Annotated in this window: 12 protein-coding genes; 5 read left to right on the top strand and 7 right to left on the bottom strand. The window is 54.2% G+C overall.

Annotated features, from left to right (window positions below; genetic code table 11):
- Positions 1-102 precede the first annotated feature (102 nt).
- Together R3C20_05200 and R3C20_05205 are read left to right on the top strand one after the other, a co-directional pair.
- On the top strand, positions 103-459 hold the full coding sequence (locus R3C20_05200) for a MazG-like family protein (GenBank protein ID MEZ6039880.1): 357 nt from the start codon (positions 103-105) through the stop codon (positions 457-459).
- 107 nt (positions 460-566) lie between these two features.
- Complete coding sequence (locus R3C20_05205) at positions 567-2,288, top strand: 5'-3' exonuclease (protein ID MEZ6039881.1); 1,722 nt, start codon at positions 567-569, stop codon at positions 2,286-2,288.
- A 250-nt stretch (positions 2,289-2,538) separates the two neighbouring features.
- Here the strand turns inward: R3C20_05205 and R3C20_05210 are convergent, their stop codons facing one another.
- The gene (locus R3C20_05210; GenBank protein MEZ6039882.1) at positions 2,539-4,089 is read right to left on the bottom strand and encodes a sulfatase; all 1,551 of its coding nucleotides are present in this window, start codon (positions 4,087-4,089) and stop codon (positions 2,539-2,541) included.
- A 234-nt stretch (positions 4,090-4,323) separates the two neighbouring features.
- On the opposite strand from R3C20_05210, the gene R3C20_05215 reads away from it, so the two are divergent.
- Together R3C20_05215 and R3C20_05220 are read left to right on the top strand one after the other, a co-directional pair.
- Positions 4,324-4,728: a response regulator gene (locus R3C20_05215; protein ID MEZ6039883.1), complete on the top strand. Its 405-nt coding sequence runs from the start codon at positions 4,324-4,326 to the stop codon at positions 4,726-4,728.
- A 415-nt stretch (positions 4,729-5,143) separates the two neighbouring features.
- Entirely contained in the window at positions 5,144-6,952 is a 1,809-nt protein-coding gene (locus R3C20_05220; protein MEZ6039884.1) for a hypothetical protein, read from the top strand.
- 84 nt (positions 6,953-7,036) lie between these two features.
- Here the strand turns inward: R3C20_05220 and R3C20_05225 are convergent, their stop codons facing one another.
- The 6 genes from R3C20_05225 to R3C20_05250 all read right to left on the bottom strand — a co-directional run bounded on the left by R3C20_05225 (position 7,037) and on the right by R3C20_05250 (position 17,785).
- A complete protein-coding gene (locus R3C20_05225) occupies positions 7,037-7,819 on the bottom strand; it encodes a phytanoyl-CoA dioxygenase family protein (protein ID MEZ6039885.1) in 783 nt (260 codons plus the stop codon).
- Positions 7,820-8,202: 383 nt separating this feature from the next.
- Complete coding sequence (locus tag R3C20_05230) at positions 8,203-9,552, bottom strand: DUF1501 domain-containing protein (GenBank protein ID MEZ6039886.1); 1,350 nt, start codon at positions 9,550-9,552, stop codon at positions 8,203-8,205.
- Positions 9,553-9,821: 269 nt separating this feature from the next.
- Positions 9,822-14,462, bottom strand: coding sequence for an SUMF1/EgtB/PvdO family nonheme iron enzyme (locus R3C20_05235; protein ID MEZ6039887.1), 4,641 nt, complete (start codon positions 14,460-14,462; stop codon positions 9,822-9,824).
- Between the two features lie 295 nt (positions 14,463-14,757).
- Complete coding sequence (locus R3C20_05240) at positions 14,758-15,537, bottom strand: hypothetical protein (protein ID MEZ6039888.1); 780 nt, start codon at positions 15,535-15,537, stop codon at positions 14,758-14,760.
- 14 nt (positions 15,538-15,551) lie between these two features.
- Positions 15,552-16,679, bottom strand: a complete 1,128-nt coding sequence (locus R3C20_05245) for a dipeptide epimerase (GenBank protein ID MEZ6039889.1) — start codon at positions 16,677-16,679, stop codon at positions 15,552-15,554.
- Positions 16,680-16,705: 26 nt separating this feature from the next.
- Positions 16,706-17,785, bottom strand: a complete 1,080-nt coding sequence (locus tag R3C20_05250; GenBank protein ID MEZ6039890.1) for a DUF1611 domain-containing protein — start codon at positions 17,783-17,785, stop codon at positions 16,706-16,708.
- Positions 17,786-18,286: 501 nt separating this feature from the next.
- On the opposite strand from R3C20_05250, the gene R3C20_05255 reads away from it, so the two are divergent.
- The gene (locus tag R3C20_05255; protein MEZ6039891.1) at positions 18,287-19,978 is read left to right on the top strand and encodes a hypothetical protein; all 1,692 of its coding nucleotides are present in this window, start codon (positions 18,287-18,289) and stop codon (positions 19,976-19,978) included.
- Positions 19,979-20,190 lie beyond the last annotated feature (212 nt).

The following is a 20,190-nucleotide window of genomic DNA, read 5'->3' on the forward strand; positions in this document are numbered from 1 at the left end:
CGGAAATGCTGACCTGACGAAATGCCGAACACCTGGGCGAACACCGCACTGCCGGGTAGAATCTGCACCGTTCCGGGAGGTATCGTCCAGAGGGAAATGCAGATGAGTGACATTGACGGGTTCCAGCAGCTTCGAAATGCGAATATCCGCAGACACGCGGAATGGGCGAAAGGTGGCAGCGTCTCACTTTCATTCCGCGGTCTTGAAATGGCTGGAGAATGTGGTGAAGTCTGCAATGAATTGAAGAAGATCGAACGGGTTCGTCTCGGTCTGGCTGGCGGTTCTGACGATTTGAACGGATTGAAAGAAGAGCTCGCAGATGTTCTGATTTGCCTCGACCTGATCGCGATGGATCTCGGAATTGATCTGCTGGAAGAAACCAAACGAAAGTTTGATAAAACGTCTGTAAAGTTTGGCCTGACATCTCGATTTGCTGACGACCATTCGTCTGATCCGTAGTGAAACCGGGAGCAGCAGGGTTCTGTGAAACCGGGCATTCGTCTGAAGAGCTCATGCCCGGGAGTGCAGTGAACGCACAAACGTTTGCGATTTCGGAGTACGACGTTATGCCCCTTGGAAGCGCAGTCACATGGGTTGAACGCCGCAGGGACGGAACTACGGCTGCGGGAGTTAAGACGTACACGGCGTCGCCAGTCGAATTTGTTCGACGAAGCGACGGAACAACCGTCGAATGCGTGTGTCTCCAATGCCATCGCTTTGTGCCAGTTGCAGATCTGGTCGCAGGCCACCACGACGCTCCCCTGTTGGCCAAAGCAACGCAAACGGAAAGACCGGGGCACTCCAGGAGTCTGTCACGAAGGGTTGAGATCTCTTCAAACTCCGATCCGCAACTTCTGATTGATATCCATGAAGTTGATGAGAGAGCCAGCCGACCATCATCCGACGCATCAATGGAACCCGCAACCAGCATCCAAAGTGATCTCCCCGGTAATTCCTCCACAGAGGAAGCAAAGACTTTTGGAACAGCAGTTTCTTTCAACGAATCGTGCAACGTATTGGCCATCGATTTCCTGAATCTGCTTGTCCGTGCGTATCACGTGGGCACCCCCACAGAAACCCATGCGGTTCGTTCCTTCTTTCAGACACTTGCGAAAGCCATCCGAACGACCGACCCCGCTCACATTGTGATTGCGATGGATGGAGGACACACATATCGATCGACGCTGTTGCCCGAATACAAAGCCCACAGGCCACCATCTGAGCCTGGGTTGACCGAACAGAAAACGCTGGCAGAAAAAGCATTGCAGCTGGCAGGCTTTCCGACCGTGCGAATCGATGGCTGGGAGGCTGACGACGTCATTGCAAGCATTGCCACTCAGTTCGAACGAACCGTCATTGTCAGCAGCGACAAAGACTTGCTGGCGATGCACGGTCAAGGCGGATGCCGCATACTGCATCCCTGGGGAGATGGAGGATTCGTCACTCCCGAAAGTCGACTGGAACTGCCCGCTGATCAGGTGACGGATTTCCTCGCACTTTGCGGCGACAGCACCGATGGCGTGCCAGGCGTCAAAGGAATCGGTCCCAAAACGGCAATGGAGCTGCTCCAGAAATACAAGACACTCGACGCGATACTGACAAAGGCATACTTCAGACAGATACCGGGATCCGTTGGAAAGAGGCTGCGAGATGAGAAGCCCGCAGCGTTGCTTTGTCGCGAGGTCGTTCAACTCAATACGGCATTACCCGTTCACCTTCCGGAGTTCGCAGCGAAGCCGGGCTGGCAACAACGACTGACTGAAATGAAGCTCGGCACTGTGGCCGCGGTCGTAGAGTCCCTGCTTGGGATGCGGTTCATGGAACGTGGCATCCGGGTTGTTCGCACGAACGTGCCTCACGCGGTGAACTCCACGACCATTCATAATCAGTCGGACTCACTGGCAGACGTCGCTTCGGACACTGACGCAAATCAAATCCCGAAACCTGCGAGGCCAGTTCAGGAGTTGCCAGTTCAGGAGTTGCCAGTTCAGGAGTTGCCAGTTCAGGAGTTGCCAGTTCTTCCGCAGAGTCGTACTGGAGACATTCTTCGATCGATCAGCGAGCCGGTCCGAGACCGCCCGTCCTATGCAGAACGCTGGCTTGGTCCCGATGCTGGTCTTATCTGGGTTTGGGAATGCGGTCGCACTGCCGATCAGGATCAGTCAAATCCCTGGAAAGAAGGAACGGATTTTCATCTCGCCTGGCAACAGGGTTTCAATGGTCTCGATTTGACAGATTGTTCATCCCTCCGATCATCCGTTGCCACCAAAGGAACGCTCTTCGATTAGCTGCCCGTCAGTGAATCAGCCTACGTATACAAACGGATTGGCGCTACGAAAGAACGATGCTATCCCGTCACGCGATGGCGTGTTTGATGACATTGGAAACAGATATTCCTCAGGCAGTTGCACTTCTGCCCTGAATTCGATGTCAATTCGATCAACCCCGTTTGACCAACGAAAATCTGAAAAAAGACCCGGCTGATTTAAGTATCACCGGGTCTGATGCTCATTCATTTCCGCTGGATGGGTGGGATCGTCATTTCTTGTTCTTCGCCGGTGCCTTTGCTGGCGGTCTTCGTGACGGGGTAATCGACGCTTCCCCGTCTTTCTCCGGCACTTTCAATTCTGTTCGAAGTCGCGTCAGTTCGGAGTGAAGTTTTTCCCTGGTGCCTGCGTAGGCGGGTTCGTCGTAGACGTTCTTCATTTCATTCGGATCAGACTCACGATCAATCAGCGTCCAGTAGTTTGTGTCCGGCTCATAGAAATGGAACAGCTTGAAACGATCCGTGACGACCCCGTAGTGTTTGCGGACACTGTGAGCACCCGGGTATTCGTAGTAATGGTAATAGAAACTCTGGCGCCAGTTCTCGGGCGTCTGCCCAGCCAGCAGCGGCTTCAGACTCGCCCCCTGCATGTCAGGAGGAACCGGTTGACCAGCAGCATCCAGAAAGGTCTCTGGGAAATCGAGAACCGAGACCAGCGCGGAACTGCTGGAGCCAGGTTTTGTGACGCCAGGCCAGCGCACCATCAATGGAGTCGTCAGGCTTTCTTCGTAGATCCAGCGTTTGTCAAACCATCCATGTTCGCCGAGGTAAAAACCCTGGTCGGATGAATAAATCACAATCGTGTTTTCAGACAATCCAGCTTCGTCCAGATAGTCCAGCATACGTCCAACACTCTCATCGACCGACAGGATACAGCCGAGATAGTCGTGCAGGTAACGTTGATAACGCCAGCGGATCAGATCTTTACCCTTGAGATCGGCCTTGCGGAATTCTTCGTTCAATGGGTCGTAAAACTTCGACCAGATCCTGCGTTGTTCCTCGTTGAGTGACCTGGGAACGGTGAGTTTGGCGTCTAGTTCTGTGAATGTTTTTGCGAGAGTCATATCCTGTTCGTGTTCAGCCTTGCCTCGCCCACTGTAGTCGTCGAACAAAGTTTCCGGTTCCGGGAACTTACGGTCGCCGTTCCACCCAAGGTACTTCAAGTTCGGAGACCACTCTCGATGAGGTGCTTTATGCTGCATCATCAACATGAATGGTTTTGATTCATCACGCTGCTTCAACCAGTCGAGCGAAAAGTCAGTGATTAAGTCCGTGGTGTAACCATCGTGCTTGACACGTTCACCATTCTTAATCATTGGTGGATTGTAGTAGGCTCCCTGCCCGGGAAGGATGTGCCAGTAGTCGAACCCCTGAGGATCAGACTCCAGATGCCATTTCCCCACAACGGCAGTCTGGTATCCGGCTTTCTTTAACAGCTTCGGAAACGTTTGCTGATCTCCGTTGAAGCGATTTCCATTTCGATAGAAACCGTTCAGGTGACTGTACTTTCCTGTCTGAATGACAGCGCGACTGGGACCACAAATGGAATTTGGAACCATGCATCGGCGAAACAACATTCCGGTTTCTGCAAGACGGTCCAGATTCGGAGTGTGCAGAAGATTCAGAGGGTGTCCGTATGCACTAATCGCCTGAGATGCGTGGTCATCACTGAAAATGAACACAATGTTTGGCTGTTTGGAGTCTGCGCGAATCAATGACGGACAAACCAGAATGAAAGCCAGTGCGGCAATGCACGATGACATTCGTCTGTGAATCCGGACTTTTTGCATGGGATATCCTTTGGTGCAGGGAGGCAGGAATCGAACGACGCACTGTCAGTTCGGGGTGAACACGTCAGGATAACACGTTCGTCGTAGCTGCTGAACCGTAGCGCGGCGCAAGTGCAGAAGGCAGACGCTGGTGACTGCACGGCTCTCAGGCTAGAATCGCTGAACCATATCCCGCCTGACTTTCCCGTCCCTCCTGAGATTCCTGCTATGACGAATGCTGATTCATCCGCTCAGAAAACGGTCCTTGTGATTGAGGATGATCGTGAGATTTCGGCCACGGTACAAAGCGTTCTCTCGGCAGCCGGTTACAAAGTCCTGGCAGCCAACAATGGACAGGATGGCCGAAGGATCATCCAGAACAACAAGCCGGATCTTGTGCTGACCGACATGATGATGCCTCGAATGGGCGGCTTTCCAGTGCTGGAATTCCTGTCGGAACTCAGTGACCCTCCCCCCGTGATCATGATGACTGCGAACGAAGGCAGTCGCCACAAAGCCTACGCAGAAATGCTGGGAGTTGTCGATTACCTGAGGAAACCATTCGCGATGGAAGTGATGCTGGAATCCGTCGCTCGCGCAATCGCCGCACGGAATAATCCCGAACAACACTGATCATTTGACTAGTCCGAAAGGTTTTACCGCCCAGACTGGGCTGTCAGCACAATCGATTCTTCCATTCGTGCCAGGTTTTTTGTAAAGATGGCGTGAAGAAATAGTTATGCTTGGAACCGGACGGACCCGCAGATTCCTCAAACCGCGCGATCGAAGTGATTGGATTGTGCGGGGTGTTGCCAAAAGTCATCACACAAGTTGCTTTCTTTATCGTAAACTTCCCCGTAAGACCGTAACCACCCCGGTTAATCTGGTCATCTGACCACGGCGGGGAGTTGTCAATTACCTGAAACACCAAGAATCGTCGCGGGACTGAATCGGGTTTCGCTTAATTGCGGGTCCATTCAATCTCTCGGCAAAGCAAGCGCGCGGCGATATGTCGACAGATTTCCGAACGTGTCCGAGCTGCAAATCGATGGTCCTTGCGGACACTTACGAGTGTACGCAGTGTGGGCATGTATTCGACGAAAAGAAGTCCCGAGACATCGCTCAGGGTGCGTCGAACGATTCGCTGAAATCCGCAAGCCTCGAAGAAGAATGCGGCTCCTGCGGCGCCATGGTGCGTACGGGGCTGGTCCGTTGCTGGAATTGCAACGGCTTCATGCGCGACGACATCGCGCGCCGCTACGAGCAGCTCACAACTACTCCGCAGAAGATCATCTACAGCGATATCCCGCCTGAACAGCGAACCGACTACCTTCCGCCTCGAATTGCAGAAAAAGCATCCAGGGCCGTCGCACAGGCTACAGATGGATTCACCTTGCGCAGCGATGGAGGCGGTACATCCACTCTGACTGGCGAATCTGAGTTCACACTCGATGATCGTGTTAATTCAGCGGTAGCCCAGCCTGCCCGCTCGAATCAATCTGAGACACCAGCCTCGACTCAGGCAGAATCAGTGCCCGTTGATGGTCCTGATAAGCCCAAAGATACGACCCCCGGGGGCAAGGCCGTTGCTGCTGAAACGAGCGAGACCGCCCCTGCATCCGCGGCGGATTCAGAAGAGACCGGCGACGTAAAGGCATCTGAAAAATCGTCCTCGGCAACTGCTGGCTCTCGAGTCAATGCGGATGCAGATGACCTGTTGTCGATCGCCATGGCAGAAGAGAAAGAAGCAGACCAGAAAAAAGGTAAGGATGGAGCAGTCACCCAGATCCTGATTCCGTGTCCGAAATGTACAAATCTGGTGCGGGCGTCGGGCAAACAGGCAGGTAAGAAGGTCCGTTGTCCAAAATGTAAAGGTCCTGTCGCGATTCCGGCTCTTCCCGCCCCACCAAAGCCTCGGAAGAAACGAGCGAAGGAAGCAGAAAAGCCAAAGGTCGAAGTCACCTGGGTCAATGACGGCTGGCTGCACGTTTTCAGCCCCACGTCAGTCGTGCTGAAACCAGGCAGTATGGTCGAACCCCACTCGATGGTTGACATTGCTGTCACGGACGCTGGTGTCTTTCTGGTGTCCTATGTCAAAGAAGGCAAAGCCGGCAAAAAGGCCGGGAGCGACGACGGCGGTATGCTGGCATTTGTTCGGGACAAGCTGTTCGGCTTCCTTGGTAAGGGATCCACTGACGTCAAGCAAGCCGCCTCTGAACTGACAGACAGTTACAGCAAGGTGCGAGATCAGGTTGCCAAGACGGGTGAATTCAAGAATCTGCCCAATGCCGAAGTTCAGACCATCGACAAAGACTCACTTCACCTGACAAAACTCGTCCAGCCGATTATCAGGGTTCAGGAGTCAATGTTCGCAGGAGTGCCGGTCTTCGGAGAAGGCCGAATTGCCGTCTATCTACCGATTGAAGGCAAGGATGGCGAACAGAGCTACCTTTCACTTCCAATCAGCAGTTACCGTACCCTGGCCAGGACACTGAAAGCACAGTTCCAGCTGGAATTTCCAACGGCCGAAAACGGCGTACCCGAGACAGAAAAGGTCGAATCCCTCAGCTGTTTCCTCGAAGAAACAAAGTTCGAAGCAATTCAGGACGTCGTCTACTACGAACAGGATCCTGCCTTTGAACTGGAACTTGTCGGGCACCGCTGTTCCGCCTGCAGCGCGACAATTAGCGAAGAAGGCCGGAAGAAGAAAAAGCTTGGTGGGGCTGCCGGAAAAGGACTCGCCAAAGCCAAATGCCCCAAATGTGGTGCCAAATTTGGCAATGGCCCTCTGTACAAAATCTCCAAATCCCCGGAACCAGCCGACGCTGATTCTGAATCTGCCGAGTCAGTTGCTTAACGGGCACTGCTGCTCTGTCTTGTGTGCTCTGCCTTGTGCCCAATGGATCACAGCACGGAAATTTGACGTTTGTTGCTGCGCTGCTCAGGACAACAGCAACTCAGGCATCTCTGATGATCTCGTACCCGGAAGCGGTGAATTGTCCAGACTTCGAAACGTAAAAACGACTGACTTCTTGGTCTCGTTGCTGAAGTTGCGTGTCGCAGCATGAAAACAACGAGCATGAAAGAAGAGCGCGTCGCCGGGTTGTAACTCGACAGGGACGGAAGTTTCCAGCAGCGGTTTGTTGGCAGGAAGATCCTGCCGCAGGAACAGGTCGTCGTCCAGTCGTTCCCGGGGAGTGGGGTTCAGGTGGGTTCCCGGTAGAACACGCAGACAACCGTTGTTCAGATTTTCGCTGCCGAGTGCAATCCAGAGGTTCACCAGCTGTGGAGTTGTAAATGCCCAGTAACGAGTATCCTGGTGCCAGCCGGTATCACTGCTGAATCGAGGTTGCTTGGTCATGATGCAGTTGTGATGTGCAAGCGGCATGACCACATGGTTGCCAACCAACTGCTTCAGGCGATTCAGGATCAATGGTTCCTTGAGAAACTGGCAAAACACGGGGTCACGGCTGATCGCCTGCCGAAGTCTGCGAACTGTTTGTCCTCCTTCAGAATCACGGGATTCCGGCGCCCCGGGGTAGTTCAGATCGGCCTCAAATTCGATGTCGCCCTGAAGGAGTCTCAGGTCACGGTTCGTAACACTCAACATACGCTCAACGTATGAATCGGGGATCAGTCCCCGACAGACCAGGTATCCATCGCGCGCAAATGACTCCTGTTCGTCCAGGGTTAATGCTTCACTGGTCATAGAGGCGAATGCCATACCGTCGGTCCACACATGTGGTTAATCAAGAGCGATAGACCTGAGTGTGGTACGGTTTCCTGAATCTTCAAGATCAGCGATTCTCTATTTGTCGTGCTTTCCTGAAAACACCCAGGCACTACCAGATTCGGAGAGCTCTGAAACTTCCGTCACCACTGCACCAGCTAGCTGAACGTTCAGTGACGCCCGACTTCGTTGCTGGAGAGTTCGGAACGGGGTGAGCCGGGAACACCGTCCCGCGTCCCGACTACGTCAGAATCTCAACAAAAAAGATTCACCTGGACGCACGGGCATCGCATTCAGGAACAGGGTTTCGCGAAACCTCATCCATTCTGTCTCATTCGAAAAATGAACGGCACTGACGTCTGGCAAGTGCCAGCGTTTTAAACGAGCTCGCGCATCGGTTCTCGAATATCCACCAGGAACTGAGGCCGGCCTGTAGGATCTGCCAGAGTCGTATTCATCACATCGATACCCAGATTGTGGTACGCGGTTGCAATGATCTCCTGGACGTTGACCGGACGAAGCGCTGCGTATTCGCCAAGTCGATTGGTTGCGCCGATTGCCTGACCTGTCCGCATGCCGCCGCCTGCCATAAGGGCGCAGCTGACCTGAGGCCAGTGGTCGCGGCCAGCTCCGTCGTTAATGCGGGGCGTTCTGCCGAATTCGCCCCAAACGAGGATCGTGACATCATCCAGCATGCCACGTTCTTCCAGATCCAAAACCAAAGCGCTCACCGCCTGATCCAGTTTTCCGCCATGATCACGAACAAGATCAAAGTTCTTACCGTGGCTGTCCCATCGGCCGAACGAAAGCGTGACACTGCGGACTCCAGCTTCCACCAGTCGCCGTGCAAGCAGAATATGTTCGTTGCAGGTTGGTGCTCCATCGTACTGATATTGGTAGGGCTTGCCGTCCCCGTAGCGAGCACGGACTTCAGCCGGTTCTTTTGAAACGTCCAATGCATCGGCCAGTTTGCTTCCGGTGAGCACTCCGAAGGCTGCTTCGGTGAAGGAATCCATGCCATCCATCATGCCGGATGCATCGACGTTGCGTTTGATACCATCGAGGCTTGAAAGTAACGCTCGACGATCTGCCAGTCGATCCAGTGTGACACCATTGAGGGTCAGGTCATCCATGCCACCGCCGTTGGGGCGAAAAGGCTGATAGGCTGACCCCAGAAATCCAGGTCCGCCGGGTTCTGACCAGGGGACATGCCGCGTGGTATCGGCGAGTGCAACACTGGGCGGTATGCCGGGATCCTTCGGGCCGAAGACTTTACCAAGAACCGATCCGACGGCAGGGCGGCCACCAATGGATTCGATGCTGCGGCGATCCCATCCCGTTAAGCACTGAAATGCGTCGTGCGCGCCGGAACAACCGACAACGGATCGAACCACCACCAGCCGATCCATAATGGCAGCCAGTTTGGGAAAGCATTCGCCAATCTGAATTCCGGGAACGTTTGTCTCGATCGGACTGAATTCTCCCCGGATTTCCCGCGGGGCGTCAGTCTTGATTTCCCACATATCCTGATGAGGAGGTCCACCCCCCAGGAAAATATTAATGATCGCCTTATCCGAACCACGAACACCGGATGCGGCCTGCACTTTCATCAGCGTCGACAGGTTCATGCCGCCGACAGCCCCCATGGAAAGGCCGCCAATCTTGAGGAAACTGCGACGGGACACACCATCGCAATAGCGCATCTTCTGGCCGTGGATTGTTAGCATCGTGATGGCTCCGGCAGGGGGTGGGATAACCGGTATGAGTCGCTTTGTGACGCGGGCGGGTAAGAGTGGTCGTCGAGTCTGGTACTCAATTCTTATCGTCGACAACGAAAACCACAAGTGGCGAACCTACTGCGGTCACTCGATTCATCGGACAATGGTTTGCAAAAACACGGTTTTGCCCGAAAACTACGCTCAAGTATGGCGACCGCGGCAGGTAAACGCGAGCAGACACCTGACATTTTGTCCAGTCCATCATCAATGATTGCCTGTTATCTGTCGCTGCCATTCAGCAGGGACTGACGAACGGCTTCCACCGAGAGTGCCACCCGAAATCCTGTGTCAATCCAGACGGATCCCTGCCAGAGGGCATATCGGCTGGCCGAACGTGCTTCTACGGGTTGCATGTAGAAACTTCCACCACGGACTACTCGAAGGCCGTCCATGGGCAAATCAATCCGCGGATCGGTTGACCGCACATCTGTCATCTCGCTGTAGGTGCCAGGCAGCCAAACGTCATGGCACCATTCCGCAACGTTGCCGTGCATATCGAACAACCCAAACGGATTTGCAGTGGCGCTGGCAACGAATCTTGGGGGCCTTGAATTACTGTTTGCAGCCGTCCAGGCAAAGCCATCGAGTGATTCCGGAGTGTCACCTGTCGAATACATCGATTCGGTGCCAGCGCGACATGCGTATTCCCATTCCGCCTCTGTCGGAAGTCGGTAGGCCCCCGCTCCGGTCATGGCAATTCGTTCGCTGGTGACGTTGTAGGCTGACGGCAGATTTTCATGGATTGTCAGTCGACCGCAGAACTCGCCGGTATTCATCCAGGTGATCATTTCGGCGGGAGCATTGCTTCGATCTTCGTTGGCGACGAATTCCGCTCCCTGGCCATCTTTGTAATACCAGAATGGTGATGTCCCCATGACCTGCGAATACTGTGACTGGGTTACTTCAGTTTCACCAAGGTAGAACGGCCGCGAAATCGTCACTTTCTGCCTTGGCATTTCGGATTCCAGCAGACCAGTGCGATTATCATTTCGAAGCTCGAAAGGTGCATTACGGAGCGCATCGATCTGACTGCCATCACTGCCGATCATGAATGTTCCCGGTGGGATCAGTCGAAATCTCATACCAATGGAATTCGTGAACTCGACCGGAACTTTGAGATAGCTGGCCCATTCCTGCTGATACTCTCTTGCAGCATCGGCAGAGAATGGTGCGACCGCCGGATTTGGAGTTCCATCCTGGCTTACAATTGGAGAATCCGGTGTTCCCACGATGTCAACGTCGGACGGAACGGATTTGTTCGCCGCTGAAACCGCCTCGATCGCCGTGTTCAGTTTCCCCACGCCAATATGTTTCCAGACGACGTTGTATAGCGTCTGCGAGCCACTCTGAACCGATGCAACCGAAACCGGGACTCCGCCCTGCTTCGCGACGATGCGGGTCACGCCAGGAAGTTCGTCGATGGGAAGTCCGATCGATGCGCTCCAGACACTTTTTGGCTGCGCATTGACGGTAACGGCATAAAGGCGACTGACGGCGCCATGATGATTCAAAGCCAGCAGTTGCAGTGGTTGCATGCCGTTGTCGCGAGCCTTTGCGAGTTCATTTGACATTTCCTTCATCGAAACCGGAGCGATCCAGTCAACGGCTGTGTATCTCTTGTCCGGGGCACGAATCAGCAGATACCTTCCTCTCTGCTGCCAGTGCCGTGAGTCCACACACTGCGGAATGTCATTCCACCCCTTCATTCCATCGACAATGCTGCGTTTTATCTGGGCATCGCCCGGACCATGAGAACTCCATAGCTTGCCATCCGCGATGCCTGCACACAATTTTCTGACACGCCCATCCTCCTGAAAATGAATCATGAATGTCGGGCGATGTGTCCGAAACAGCACCTCCTGTGGGTTCTCTTTCTCTTCGAACACGGCAATCCTTGAAGAGTGTCGACGGTACTCCGGGGCCCTGATCGCGACGGCATCAAATTGATTGTTGGTTCCGTTTGCTCGCAGCGAGATATGTTTTGGCCCCAAACCCGGCGGTAGTGATTCTGACCATTCGATGACGTCCGCTGCGGTACCGGAGTAAAGAACTGAAAAATGGGCGAATGAAAGGACGGTCCTGGATGTGGATGGGCTGGATGTATTGCTGGTCATTTCCGGACCGGGACCGAACGTTCGCAGGCGGATTCTTCGAAAGGCCACTTCACCTGACTGATGCTGCAGTAGAATGTGGCCCTTCAACTGCGTTCCGGCACCTGGATTCCGTTCGGCGATTGCGGGATCACTTATCTGCTGTTTCCATTCATCGGAGCTGGAAGTGTATTCAACGACGAGTCGATCATTGAGCCAATGCTGGACACTGCTGCCGCGGCAAATAATGCGGGCTGTATTCCATTCCCCCAATGGTCGTTCGGCATCCTCTTTCGGTGCTGCAACCCCGTAGAAAGAACCGGTACGGTGCGTTGGGGATCGAATTACCGGATGGTTCGGGGCAATCAACTGATATTCATTTCCGTCCACCAGAGTTTCTTTTTCCTCGCGGTAATAGATCCCGCCGTTCGCCTGATCTCCGGAGAGTCGCCATTCCGCTTCCAGTTCAAAATCAGCAAACTCAGCTTCAGAAACTGCCATGCCGCGTTCTGCCGTCGCGACCAGAATCCCATCCCGAATCTCGAACGGCCCCAGCGCCAGCCATCCTGTCGCTTGCTGACCGTCAAACAGATCAATCCACGGCGAGGATTCTATACCCTGTTCAGCGGAAGCGTCCGTGTTCGATTTTTCGGGAGACGCCGCGAATTCAGACGTTGGACTTGTCGAGTTACCATTGCGTCTTCTCGTGGACACCAGTTGCATTTCGGAACTCGTAATCCGCAGGATCGACTGACCGTCTCTGACGATTTCAAAACGCTTAGGATCATGCACAAGAGTGTCACCGTGTTTGACCGAGAATTCGTGTTCACCAAGGGAGACAACAATTTCAAGATTCCTCGGATCACTGGCACCGGCGACACGAATTGTGTGTTCCGATCCATCCACCGTCAGCGTGAGTTCACCGCCCTGAGACTCGAGCCATTCGTCGTCCACTTCGACCGCAACCACATGCTCGCCGCTCTTCAGGTAGAAGATGGTGTATCCATAGACAACGAGAAATGTCAACACGGCCGTCAGCACCGCAGCCAGTCCCCATTGACGCAGCAGGCTGGGTTCCGGCACCGGTTGAAGTCGACCATTTTCAAAACGATACTGGCGGCGAAATGCCGGCGTCCTGCTGTAGGAATTCAGCGCCTTGAGTAATCGTCGCGCGTAGGTATTGCCGGGCTTGAGTTTCAGGAGACGGCGAACAAGCTGCTCCAGCCCTTCTGTCTGGTTTCGATGTTCTTTATCCCGGATTTCTTCCAGTATTTGTTCTGCTTCGAGCTCTCGCTTCCGCGCGACATTCAGGAGCTTGTCCATGTCTTCAGTACGCAGAAGTGACGGCACATCGTCCAGCAACTGAATACAACCTGGGTAGTCATGGCTGGCAAACATCTGTTGTGCGGTTTGATGTAGTGCCGCCAACCCCGCCGGACTCATGGCCCGAGCCTCTGCCTGCACTTCAGGTAATCGCGTGCGAGCCCAGGCCGCGGCGTCTTTTGCTGCAGGCGATGTCGCTGCCGCCAACTGTTTCAAGTCCTGAATCGCTGTCGCGTACTGACCTTTCTGGAGCATCATTTCAATGTGCGACTTCAGGACGTCAAAGCGGGAAGTTCCTTGTTTGATCGGTGGCGACAACTTCGAATGACCTGCCACAGGCTTTTCCAGCAGTTTGCCTATCGCATTGGCTACGTCACGCATCGACTTGAAGCGTCGTTCAGGTTCTTTCTGCAGCATCTTGTAAACGATGTCTTCGATCTCTTCGGTGACTTCACCGCGCAGCTGCTGCACCGATGGTGGACGATCTCGCAGAATCCTGACGAGAAGTTCGGGAAGAGTGCCCTCGAAGGGCAATCGCCCTGTCAGCATTTCGAACAGGATGACGCCAAGGCTGTAGATATCGCTGGCGACTCCGACTTTATCCTGCTGCCCACGCACCTGTTCGGGTGACATATAAGCTGGCGTACCAATCAGCAGTCCCTCCTGCGTCACTTTTGTTGAAGCCGAAGGAGTGATTCGCCGGGCGAGCCCAAAGTCAGTCACAATGGGTCGCTGTCGCTCGTCAATGATGATATTTCCCGGTTTCAGATCGCGATGGATCACTCCGGATTCGTGAGCGTGCTGAACGGCATCGGCAATCACGCGAACCATCTCTAACGTCGTATCCAGTGACAAAACAGTGGATGCCTGAATGAGTTCGTCGAGCGGAACTCCTTCGATAAAATCCATGGTGATGTAGGCCGTGCCTCCGATTTCACCGGCATCGTAGACTCGACAAATATTGTTGTGATTCAGCCCAGCTGCTGATTTGGCTTCGCGCGTGAATCGCGTCAGAAAATCAGCCTCCTTCGCAACCGCGGGTTTTGGCATCTTGAGCGCCACGCGACGATCCAGAGTCGTGTCCAGAGCCAGATAGACCTGCCCCATTGCTCCCTGGCCCAGAGGCCTCAGGAGATCGTATCGGCCAAATTTTCGAACTGTGAATTCCGAAGCGGTGTCACGTTGCCGTACACCGGGTGTGATCGTTTCTCGCCCCGACGAACCGGTTGCCCGAGGATCGATTCTGGTCGATGCCACCTCTTCATTCGACGAGGCCTCGTCACGGAAAACGCGTCGAAGCTCTCCTGCAAATTCGGGGAACGCGCGAAGCAACGCTTCCTGATCGACTTTATGTCCGTCGCGTTTTCGAGATTGGTACTGCTGAATCAAACGTTGCAACTTGCGCTGCCGAGCAGATTGTCCATCACTGCGATTCTGGTCACCCATTTGCATCACTCACAATCAGCCCGAAATTCCTCGTCCGGACCGGAACATTCCCGTGCAAGCCTACCCTGGGGACTGTTCGAAGACTCTCAGATCAATCGCCCAAAGCCCCGTGGGCAGGTTCACAATGCTCGTTCATGTTCAAATGCAGATGACACTCCCGCATTGCCCGGACAAACTTCAGTCGCGGCAAATCCGCCACCGGAAGTGGGTCGCGGAAATGACGGCGATCAAGCCAGACTCGTCCGGTAGGTATTACGACGGGTATCTACGCGGCACTTTTTTCCGGGAATTGGTTCTACTGACGCATCTGCCAGAGCTGGCCAAGCAGTTCAAACATGGCGGGGTCATGGACCTTCAACTGCTGCTTGTCAAACGGGAAAAAGTCGTTCCTGCTGAAGTACGCTTCGGTGGCTTCTGCGAAGTATTCCATTGGATTGTTCATTCCGTAGGCTCTTTCGAAAGTTCGCCGCCCCCCAACGCCGTGGAATCGTTCAACGCTGTCATAGCTCCCGCTGTTCTTCGCCCGGTCGTAGGCTTTCATAACCTCCGGATTATTGAAGCCCTTTGGAAGGAACAAGTTGTGGTATGCATGAGCAAGTTCATGAAGGGCAAAGTTGGGCATCCTGACAAGCTCCTGTTCAAAAATCAGGATGTTCGTAAATTCCACAGCTTTCGCCATTTGGGGATCGCGACCGTTATCGATCAGCCACTGCCGATTGGGATGGAACGCGGCCCCTGCCTTCCCGTCTTCGTAGGTGGGCGAAAAATAGAGCGGAACCGATGTCAGCGATTCCACAGCCTTCTTCGGGACGTTTTTTCGGATCTCAACAAGCTGTAGTTTCAATAGCTGCATCGCCTTGCTGGTTTCGCCGCTGTACCTGGAAAGCAGAATCGGGTGGACGTGCACCTTCCAGCCCTCGATCTCCTGCACAGATCGGACAGGAAAGGTATCTTCGACCGTTGCTGGCGTTTTCTTTTCAGACGCAGTGGCCTGCGTTTGCAGTGCGCGACCTGACAAATTCCAACCGGTCACGGCGAACATCAGGAACAGCACGACACATCGACGAAAAGACATCTGTTTTCTCTGTTTTATGAAATGGCGAATTGATCAAGCTTGTCACGAAGTAGCTGGCCACCATTGCCCGCTGTATTGGGAAAGACGACGCGGCCGTGGCTAATCTGCACGCCCGTGGCGGGTTGATCGGCCAGCAGCAATGCCCCATCCAGATCCGCGTAGTCGAGCAGTGGCAGTAACTGAGCAGCGCTGCTGATACCAATCGAACTTTCCACCATACATCCCAGCATCGTCTTCATGCCAAGTGTTCTGGCATACTGCAGCATGCGCAATGCGGGCGTCATTCCTCCGCACTTGCAGAGTTTAACGTTGATCCCATGGAAGTATTCGCGGCACCGGGCGACATCATGCTCCGTCTGGCAATCTTCGTCGGCAATAATCGGTAATGCGGACTGCTCGAAGACCAGTTTTTTTTCTGCCTCCGACGCTGATGGCGACATCGGCTGCTCAATAAATTCGACTCCCAGGTCGGCCAGATGTCCTGAATTTTCAATTGTTTGTACGGCGGTCCAGCCACAATTGGCATCGACACGAAATGTCGAAGAAGTCTGCCGACGGAGCTGTCTGATGACTTCTATATCGTCAGCGGTTCCAAGCTTAATCTTGTAGCAGTTCCAGCCATCCATCGAGTTCAGTTTGCTGATCATCATATCGATCGAATCGATCCCGATCGTAAAGCTGGATTCCGGGACATGATCGATCGAAAGACCCCACCGATTCCAGGTGGAAGTCTTCAGTCGTTTTGCGAAAAGATCGTGAGCCGCAGCATCCAGAGCACTGAGTGCAAAATAATCGTCTGCCAGAATCTGCTTCATGATCGACCAGGTCGACTCGGGTGTTCCCGTCAGATACTGGTCGAGGTGTGGTCTGACTTTGTCCAGCGACAGCCGGATGGATTCCAGCGAATGCCCGTAGTACCTGTTTGCGGTGACTTCCCCAAATCCGCTGATGACATGGACCGGCGAAGCGTGGCCGCCGTTTGCTGTTTCTGCAGCATTGGCATTCTCTGTTAGTTTCAGTTCAACAATCAGGCTGGATTGTTTGGTGATGGATCCACGAGAGATTGTGAACGGCTGTGCCAGTGGCATTTGCACCGAGTGGGTCAACATCCGGATCGAAAGCGACGTGTCATCTGGTGTCACAGGTTTGCCTCTCTGACTTGAGCTCGTCATTCCATTTCGTTCAACAATTCTTTTCGCAGATGAATACAGGCCTGTACCAGTTTTTGAGCTCCGGTTCGATAGACATCACAGGCGGGGAGTCCAAATCGTTGTTCGGCAGCATCAATGGCCGCCAGAGCATCCACGCTGGTCAGGTAGCGCGTATTCACGGCTATTCCGATGGTCCTGCAGGGATGTCGAAGCCGTGCCATCGCCTCAAATGCACTGAGTTGCTGTTCCAGAGGCGGGATAAGGACGCCATCCAGCCCCTTGACCTGTTCACGCCCCGCTTCAAAGCAGAATATCAGGCCATCTGGAGCGCTGCCGTGCAACAGGCCGACCGTGACGGCGGAAAAGGAAGGGTGAGAAATGGTTCCCTGCCCTTCAATCAGTAAGAAGTCATGGTGTTCGTTGCTTCGACAAAGTTCTTCTGCAGCGCCATTTACAAAGTCGGACACAACACAGTCGATGGGGAGACCATCGCCGGAGATCATCATTCCCGTCTGCCCGGTTGCCAGGAAACGAGCATCCTGTCCCGCTTCGGCCAAACCCTGCTGGACTTCGATCGCCGTGACCATTTTCCCGACACTGCAGTCGTGTCCAATTGTGTGGACTCGAACACACCCTTCGCGGAAGTTGTGACACTTTGCCGTCGATCGAAAACCGTTGCGTCGGACATCGATCAACAGGCAGCCGTGCTTCTCGGCGGCCGTGACATATTCAATGTCGTCGCAGAGAAAATCGTGCAGCCCTGAAACCAGATCCAGCCCGCGATTCAGGGCTCCCATCAGCAGCTCTCGCCACTGTTCGGGCAGACGACCTCCGGGGGGAGCGATGCCCAGATAGATCGAATCGACATCCGGGATTTCCTCCAGGGAGCCCACAACGGGTATGCCGCCGCCTGAGCCAAGCAACTGTTGGGCCGACTTTCCGGCTTCCTCCCGGTCAATGACCGCTACGACGTCACCAGTCCGATAGCGAAGCAGGCTCATTGCTGTTTTGGCGAGCCTGGGCGTCGAATAACCGTCCGTTAGAATTGCAATTCTCTTGTGTTGGCGAAGAGTCGTAAGGGCTTGTTCCTTAAACACAGATTTCTTCCTCGCCGGGATCCCCTGAACAGAAACGGACGGTGCATGGTAGATTGGTAAGACCTGATACCAAAGTCCGCCGTGAAAACTGAATTCTCGGACGGATTGCAGCGATTTCCGCAGGTCCCGGGAAGCCGGGGACAGTCCGAAAAAAATCCCGCCGGATCGGCCCTGCTGTGGTAGGTGCTGCGGAACGAGTCGTAGACAAACCTTGATTTCGTTAGTTTCGGTTCGGTTTACCCAGACCGAAAGGTCGAACGCTGCACGGTGGAGTCATGTCAAGTGTGCGGGTGTCGGAATCACGCAAGTGTCGGAATCTGCAATTTCCTGCCAATTGATCGATTGCCATTTGTTGCCCGGATGCATCCAATGGAGTCGGGGAAATGGGTCATACCCGGCTGGATGCCGGGTTCTTCGAGAATTCGTGAACTGAAGAATTGTTCGCGGTGAGGGGTCACTGCGACGCTGGGATTCAGGGTTCGCGATCATTCGTGTCAGACAATGGAAAAGCAATTCTTATTCGTCGACGTGGCTAATCCCACGTGGCTTGTGTATTTGGCCGTCCTGGTGATTGCTGTGTTCTTTCGCTTTTCGCGTTTGTTCACCGTGAGAAATCTGGATCTGGTGATGGTACTTGCACTTTCTGCATCTCTGGTAGTTGCCAGTGAGTGGAAATCACAGACGAAATCTGTGCCTGCGAATCCATACCAGCAGACTGCCATCAGCCCGGCATCAATCGAAGCGCAACAGCCAGACTCGGCAGATTCGAACGTGCTGCTCACATCCGCCGACGGCACTCTTCACCCTTCCGGTGCAGAATCGGTCAGTCTACCGTCAGCACGCGAAGAGAATGCTGAATCCGGGAAGATCGAATCCGACCACGCAAACGATGCCGCCGCAAAGCGAGACGGCAGTGTCACACCGGAAAGGGAAATTGCAGTTCCGGCCGGTCTGAATCAGACGGAACCGCAGCACGAGCGTCGCAGTCCGCAGTTTCATCCCGTCTATCACTGGTCTTCGGCCGTCCTGCTGGTCTTGTCCGTACTCCTGATGTTGCGGTTAGTATTTGACGAATCAATGACACGTCGCCCCCGGCTTGAACAGAATCTCAACCAGGCGGGACTGGCATTCCTGTGTGTCCCCGCGTTTGCACTGCTGATGGTCAGCGTATTCGTTGTGGAGCCGCCCAACAGTGCAATGGCCGCCGTGCAGCATGGCAAAGCATTACTTGAACGTCGTGAAGCTCCATCCGGCAGCAAAGCAGAGGAATCATTGCCACCAGCCCCCACCGAAACGCTGATTGCAGCTGGAGCGGCGGGCGTGGCACAATTATCGGGACAGTGGCAGCCTGAAGATGCGCGAGGTTACGCGCCTTCGGAATTTGAAAAGACCCTGGCGCAGACGCTTGTTGTCATTGCGCACACCATCGTTGTTCTGGGTCTGCTGCATATAGGCCGTCGGCATTTTGGAAGCCTGCAGCTGGGATTATCCATGTCCTGCCTCTATCTGCTCCTTCCATGCACTGCGTTCAATGTCCATCAGCTGAGTCACGTCCTGCCCGGCGCTTGTCTGACATGGGCGATTGCAAGCTATCGAAAACCAGTGGTGTCTGGTGTACTGCTGGGACTTGCCTGCGGGACGCTTTTCTTTTCCGTTTTCCTGCTGCCGGTTTGGGCCGCGTTTTATGGAAAGCGGGGCGGGCTGCGTTTCGCACTGTCGGTCATTTTCGTTGGGACCATTCTTGCCATCTGTTTGATGCTTACGTCCAGCAACACAGATTCATTCATCAGCAAAGTGTTCACGACGATGAACTGGACCGTGTACCGTTTGCTCGACGAAACAGGAGCAGCACCCGAAGCTCCCTTCGGGCAGTTGTTTGTCAGAATACCTCTGGCGGCGGTTTTCTTCGTGATGTTGACTGCAATGACTGTCCTGCCCAGAGCCAGAAATCTGGAAAACCTGCTCGCAAACTCCACAGCCCTGGTTGTCGCCGCACAGATGTGGTACCCGGAAGATATTGGAACATATGTTCTCTGGTATCTGCCGTTGTTGCTGCTGGTGGTTTTTCGGCCCAGACTGGATCGCTTCACGCCCCCGGATACAACGGACCGATCCCAGGCCTCTGCGTCGCCGCCCACAACCGCCGGTGCGCCTTCAAGCATAGCGATGTCGCGTTTGACGCTTTATCAGTGAAAAACCATCGCATCGACGCCATTCGCCCATTCAGACCGACGAGTACCCTGGATCCATAGTCATGGCGTCTCTGTGCCGATTGCAGCACCTTCCGTCACTCAGGGCAACCGAATTCCACCGTCACAGGCAGAATGTCGATCTCTCGAATGTCGGAGGCCGTTCAAGTGGCTTCCGGCCACGACTTGAAACCCCGGCGTAGTTGATTCAGAATG

The sequence above is a fragment of the Planctomycetaceae bacterium genome, from assembly GCA_041398825.1.
Classification (GTDB): domain Bacteria; phylum Planctomycetota; class Planctomycetia; order Planctomycetales; family Planctomycetaceae; genus F1-80-MAGs062.

What these genes read in the sequence shown, in the direction of transcription:
- R3C20_05200 (MEZ6039880.1), top strand. Translation starts at nt 103, where the DNA reads ATGAGTGACATTGACGGGTTCCAGCAGCTTCGAAATGCGAATATCCGC.
- R3C20_05205 (MEZ6039881.1), top strand. Translation starts at nt 567, where the DNA reads ATGCCCCTTGGAAGCGCAGTCACATGGGTTGAACGCCGCAGGGACGGA.
- R3C20_05210 (MEZ6039882.1), bottom strand. Translation starts at nt 4,089, where the DNA reads ATGTCATCGTGCATTGCCGCACTGGCTTTCATTCTGGTTTGTCCGTCA.
- R3C20_05215 (MEZ6039883.1), top strand. Translation starts at nt 4,324, where the DNA reads ATGACGAATGCTGATTCATCCGCTCAGAAAACGGTCCTTGTGATTGAG.
- R3C20_05220 (MEZ6039884.1), top strand. Translation starts at nt 5,144, where the DNA reads ATGGTCCTTGCGGACACTTACGAGTGTACGCAGTGTGGGCATGTATTC.
- R3C20_05225 (MEZ6039885.1), bottom strand. Translation starts at nt 7,819, where the DNA reads ATGGCATTCGCCTCTATGACCAGTGAAGCATTAACCCTGGACGAACAG.
- R3C20_05230 (MEZ6039886.1), bottom strand. Translation starts at nt 9,552, where the DNA reads ATGCTAACAATCCACGGCCAGAAGATGCGCTATTGCGATGGTGTGTCC.
- R3C20_05235 (MEZ6039887.1), bottom strand. Translation starts at nt 14,462, where the DNA reads ATGGGTGACCAGAATCGCAGTGATGGACAATCTGCTCGGCAGCGCAAG.
- R3C20_05240 (MEZ6039888.1), bottom strand. Translation starts at nt 15,537, where the DNA reads ATGTCTTTTCGTCGATGTGTCGTGCTGTTCCTGATGTTCGCCGTGACC.
- R3C20_05255 (MEZ6039891.1), top strand. Translation starts at nt 18,287, where the DNA reads ATGGAAAAGCAATTCTTATTCGTCGACGTGGCTAATCCCACGTGGCTT.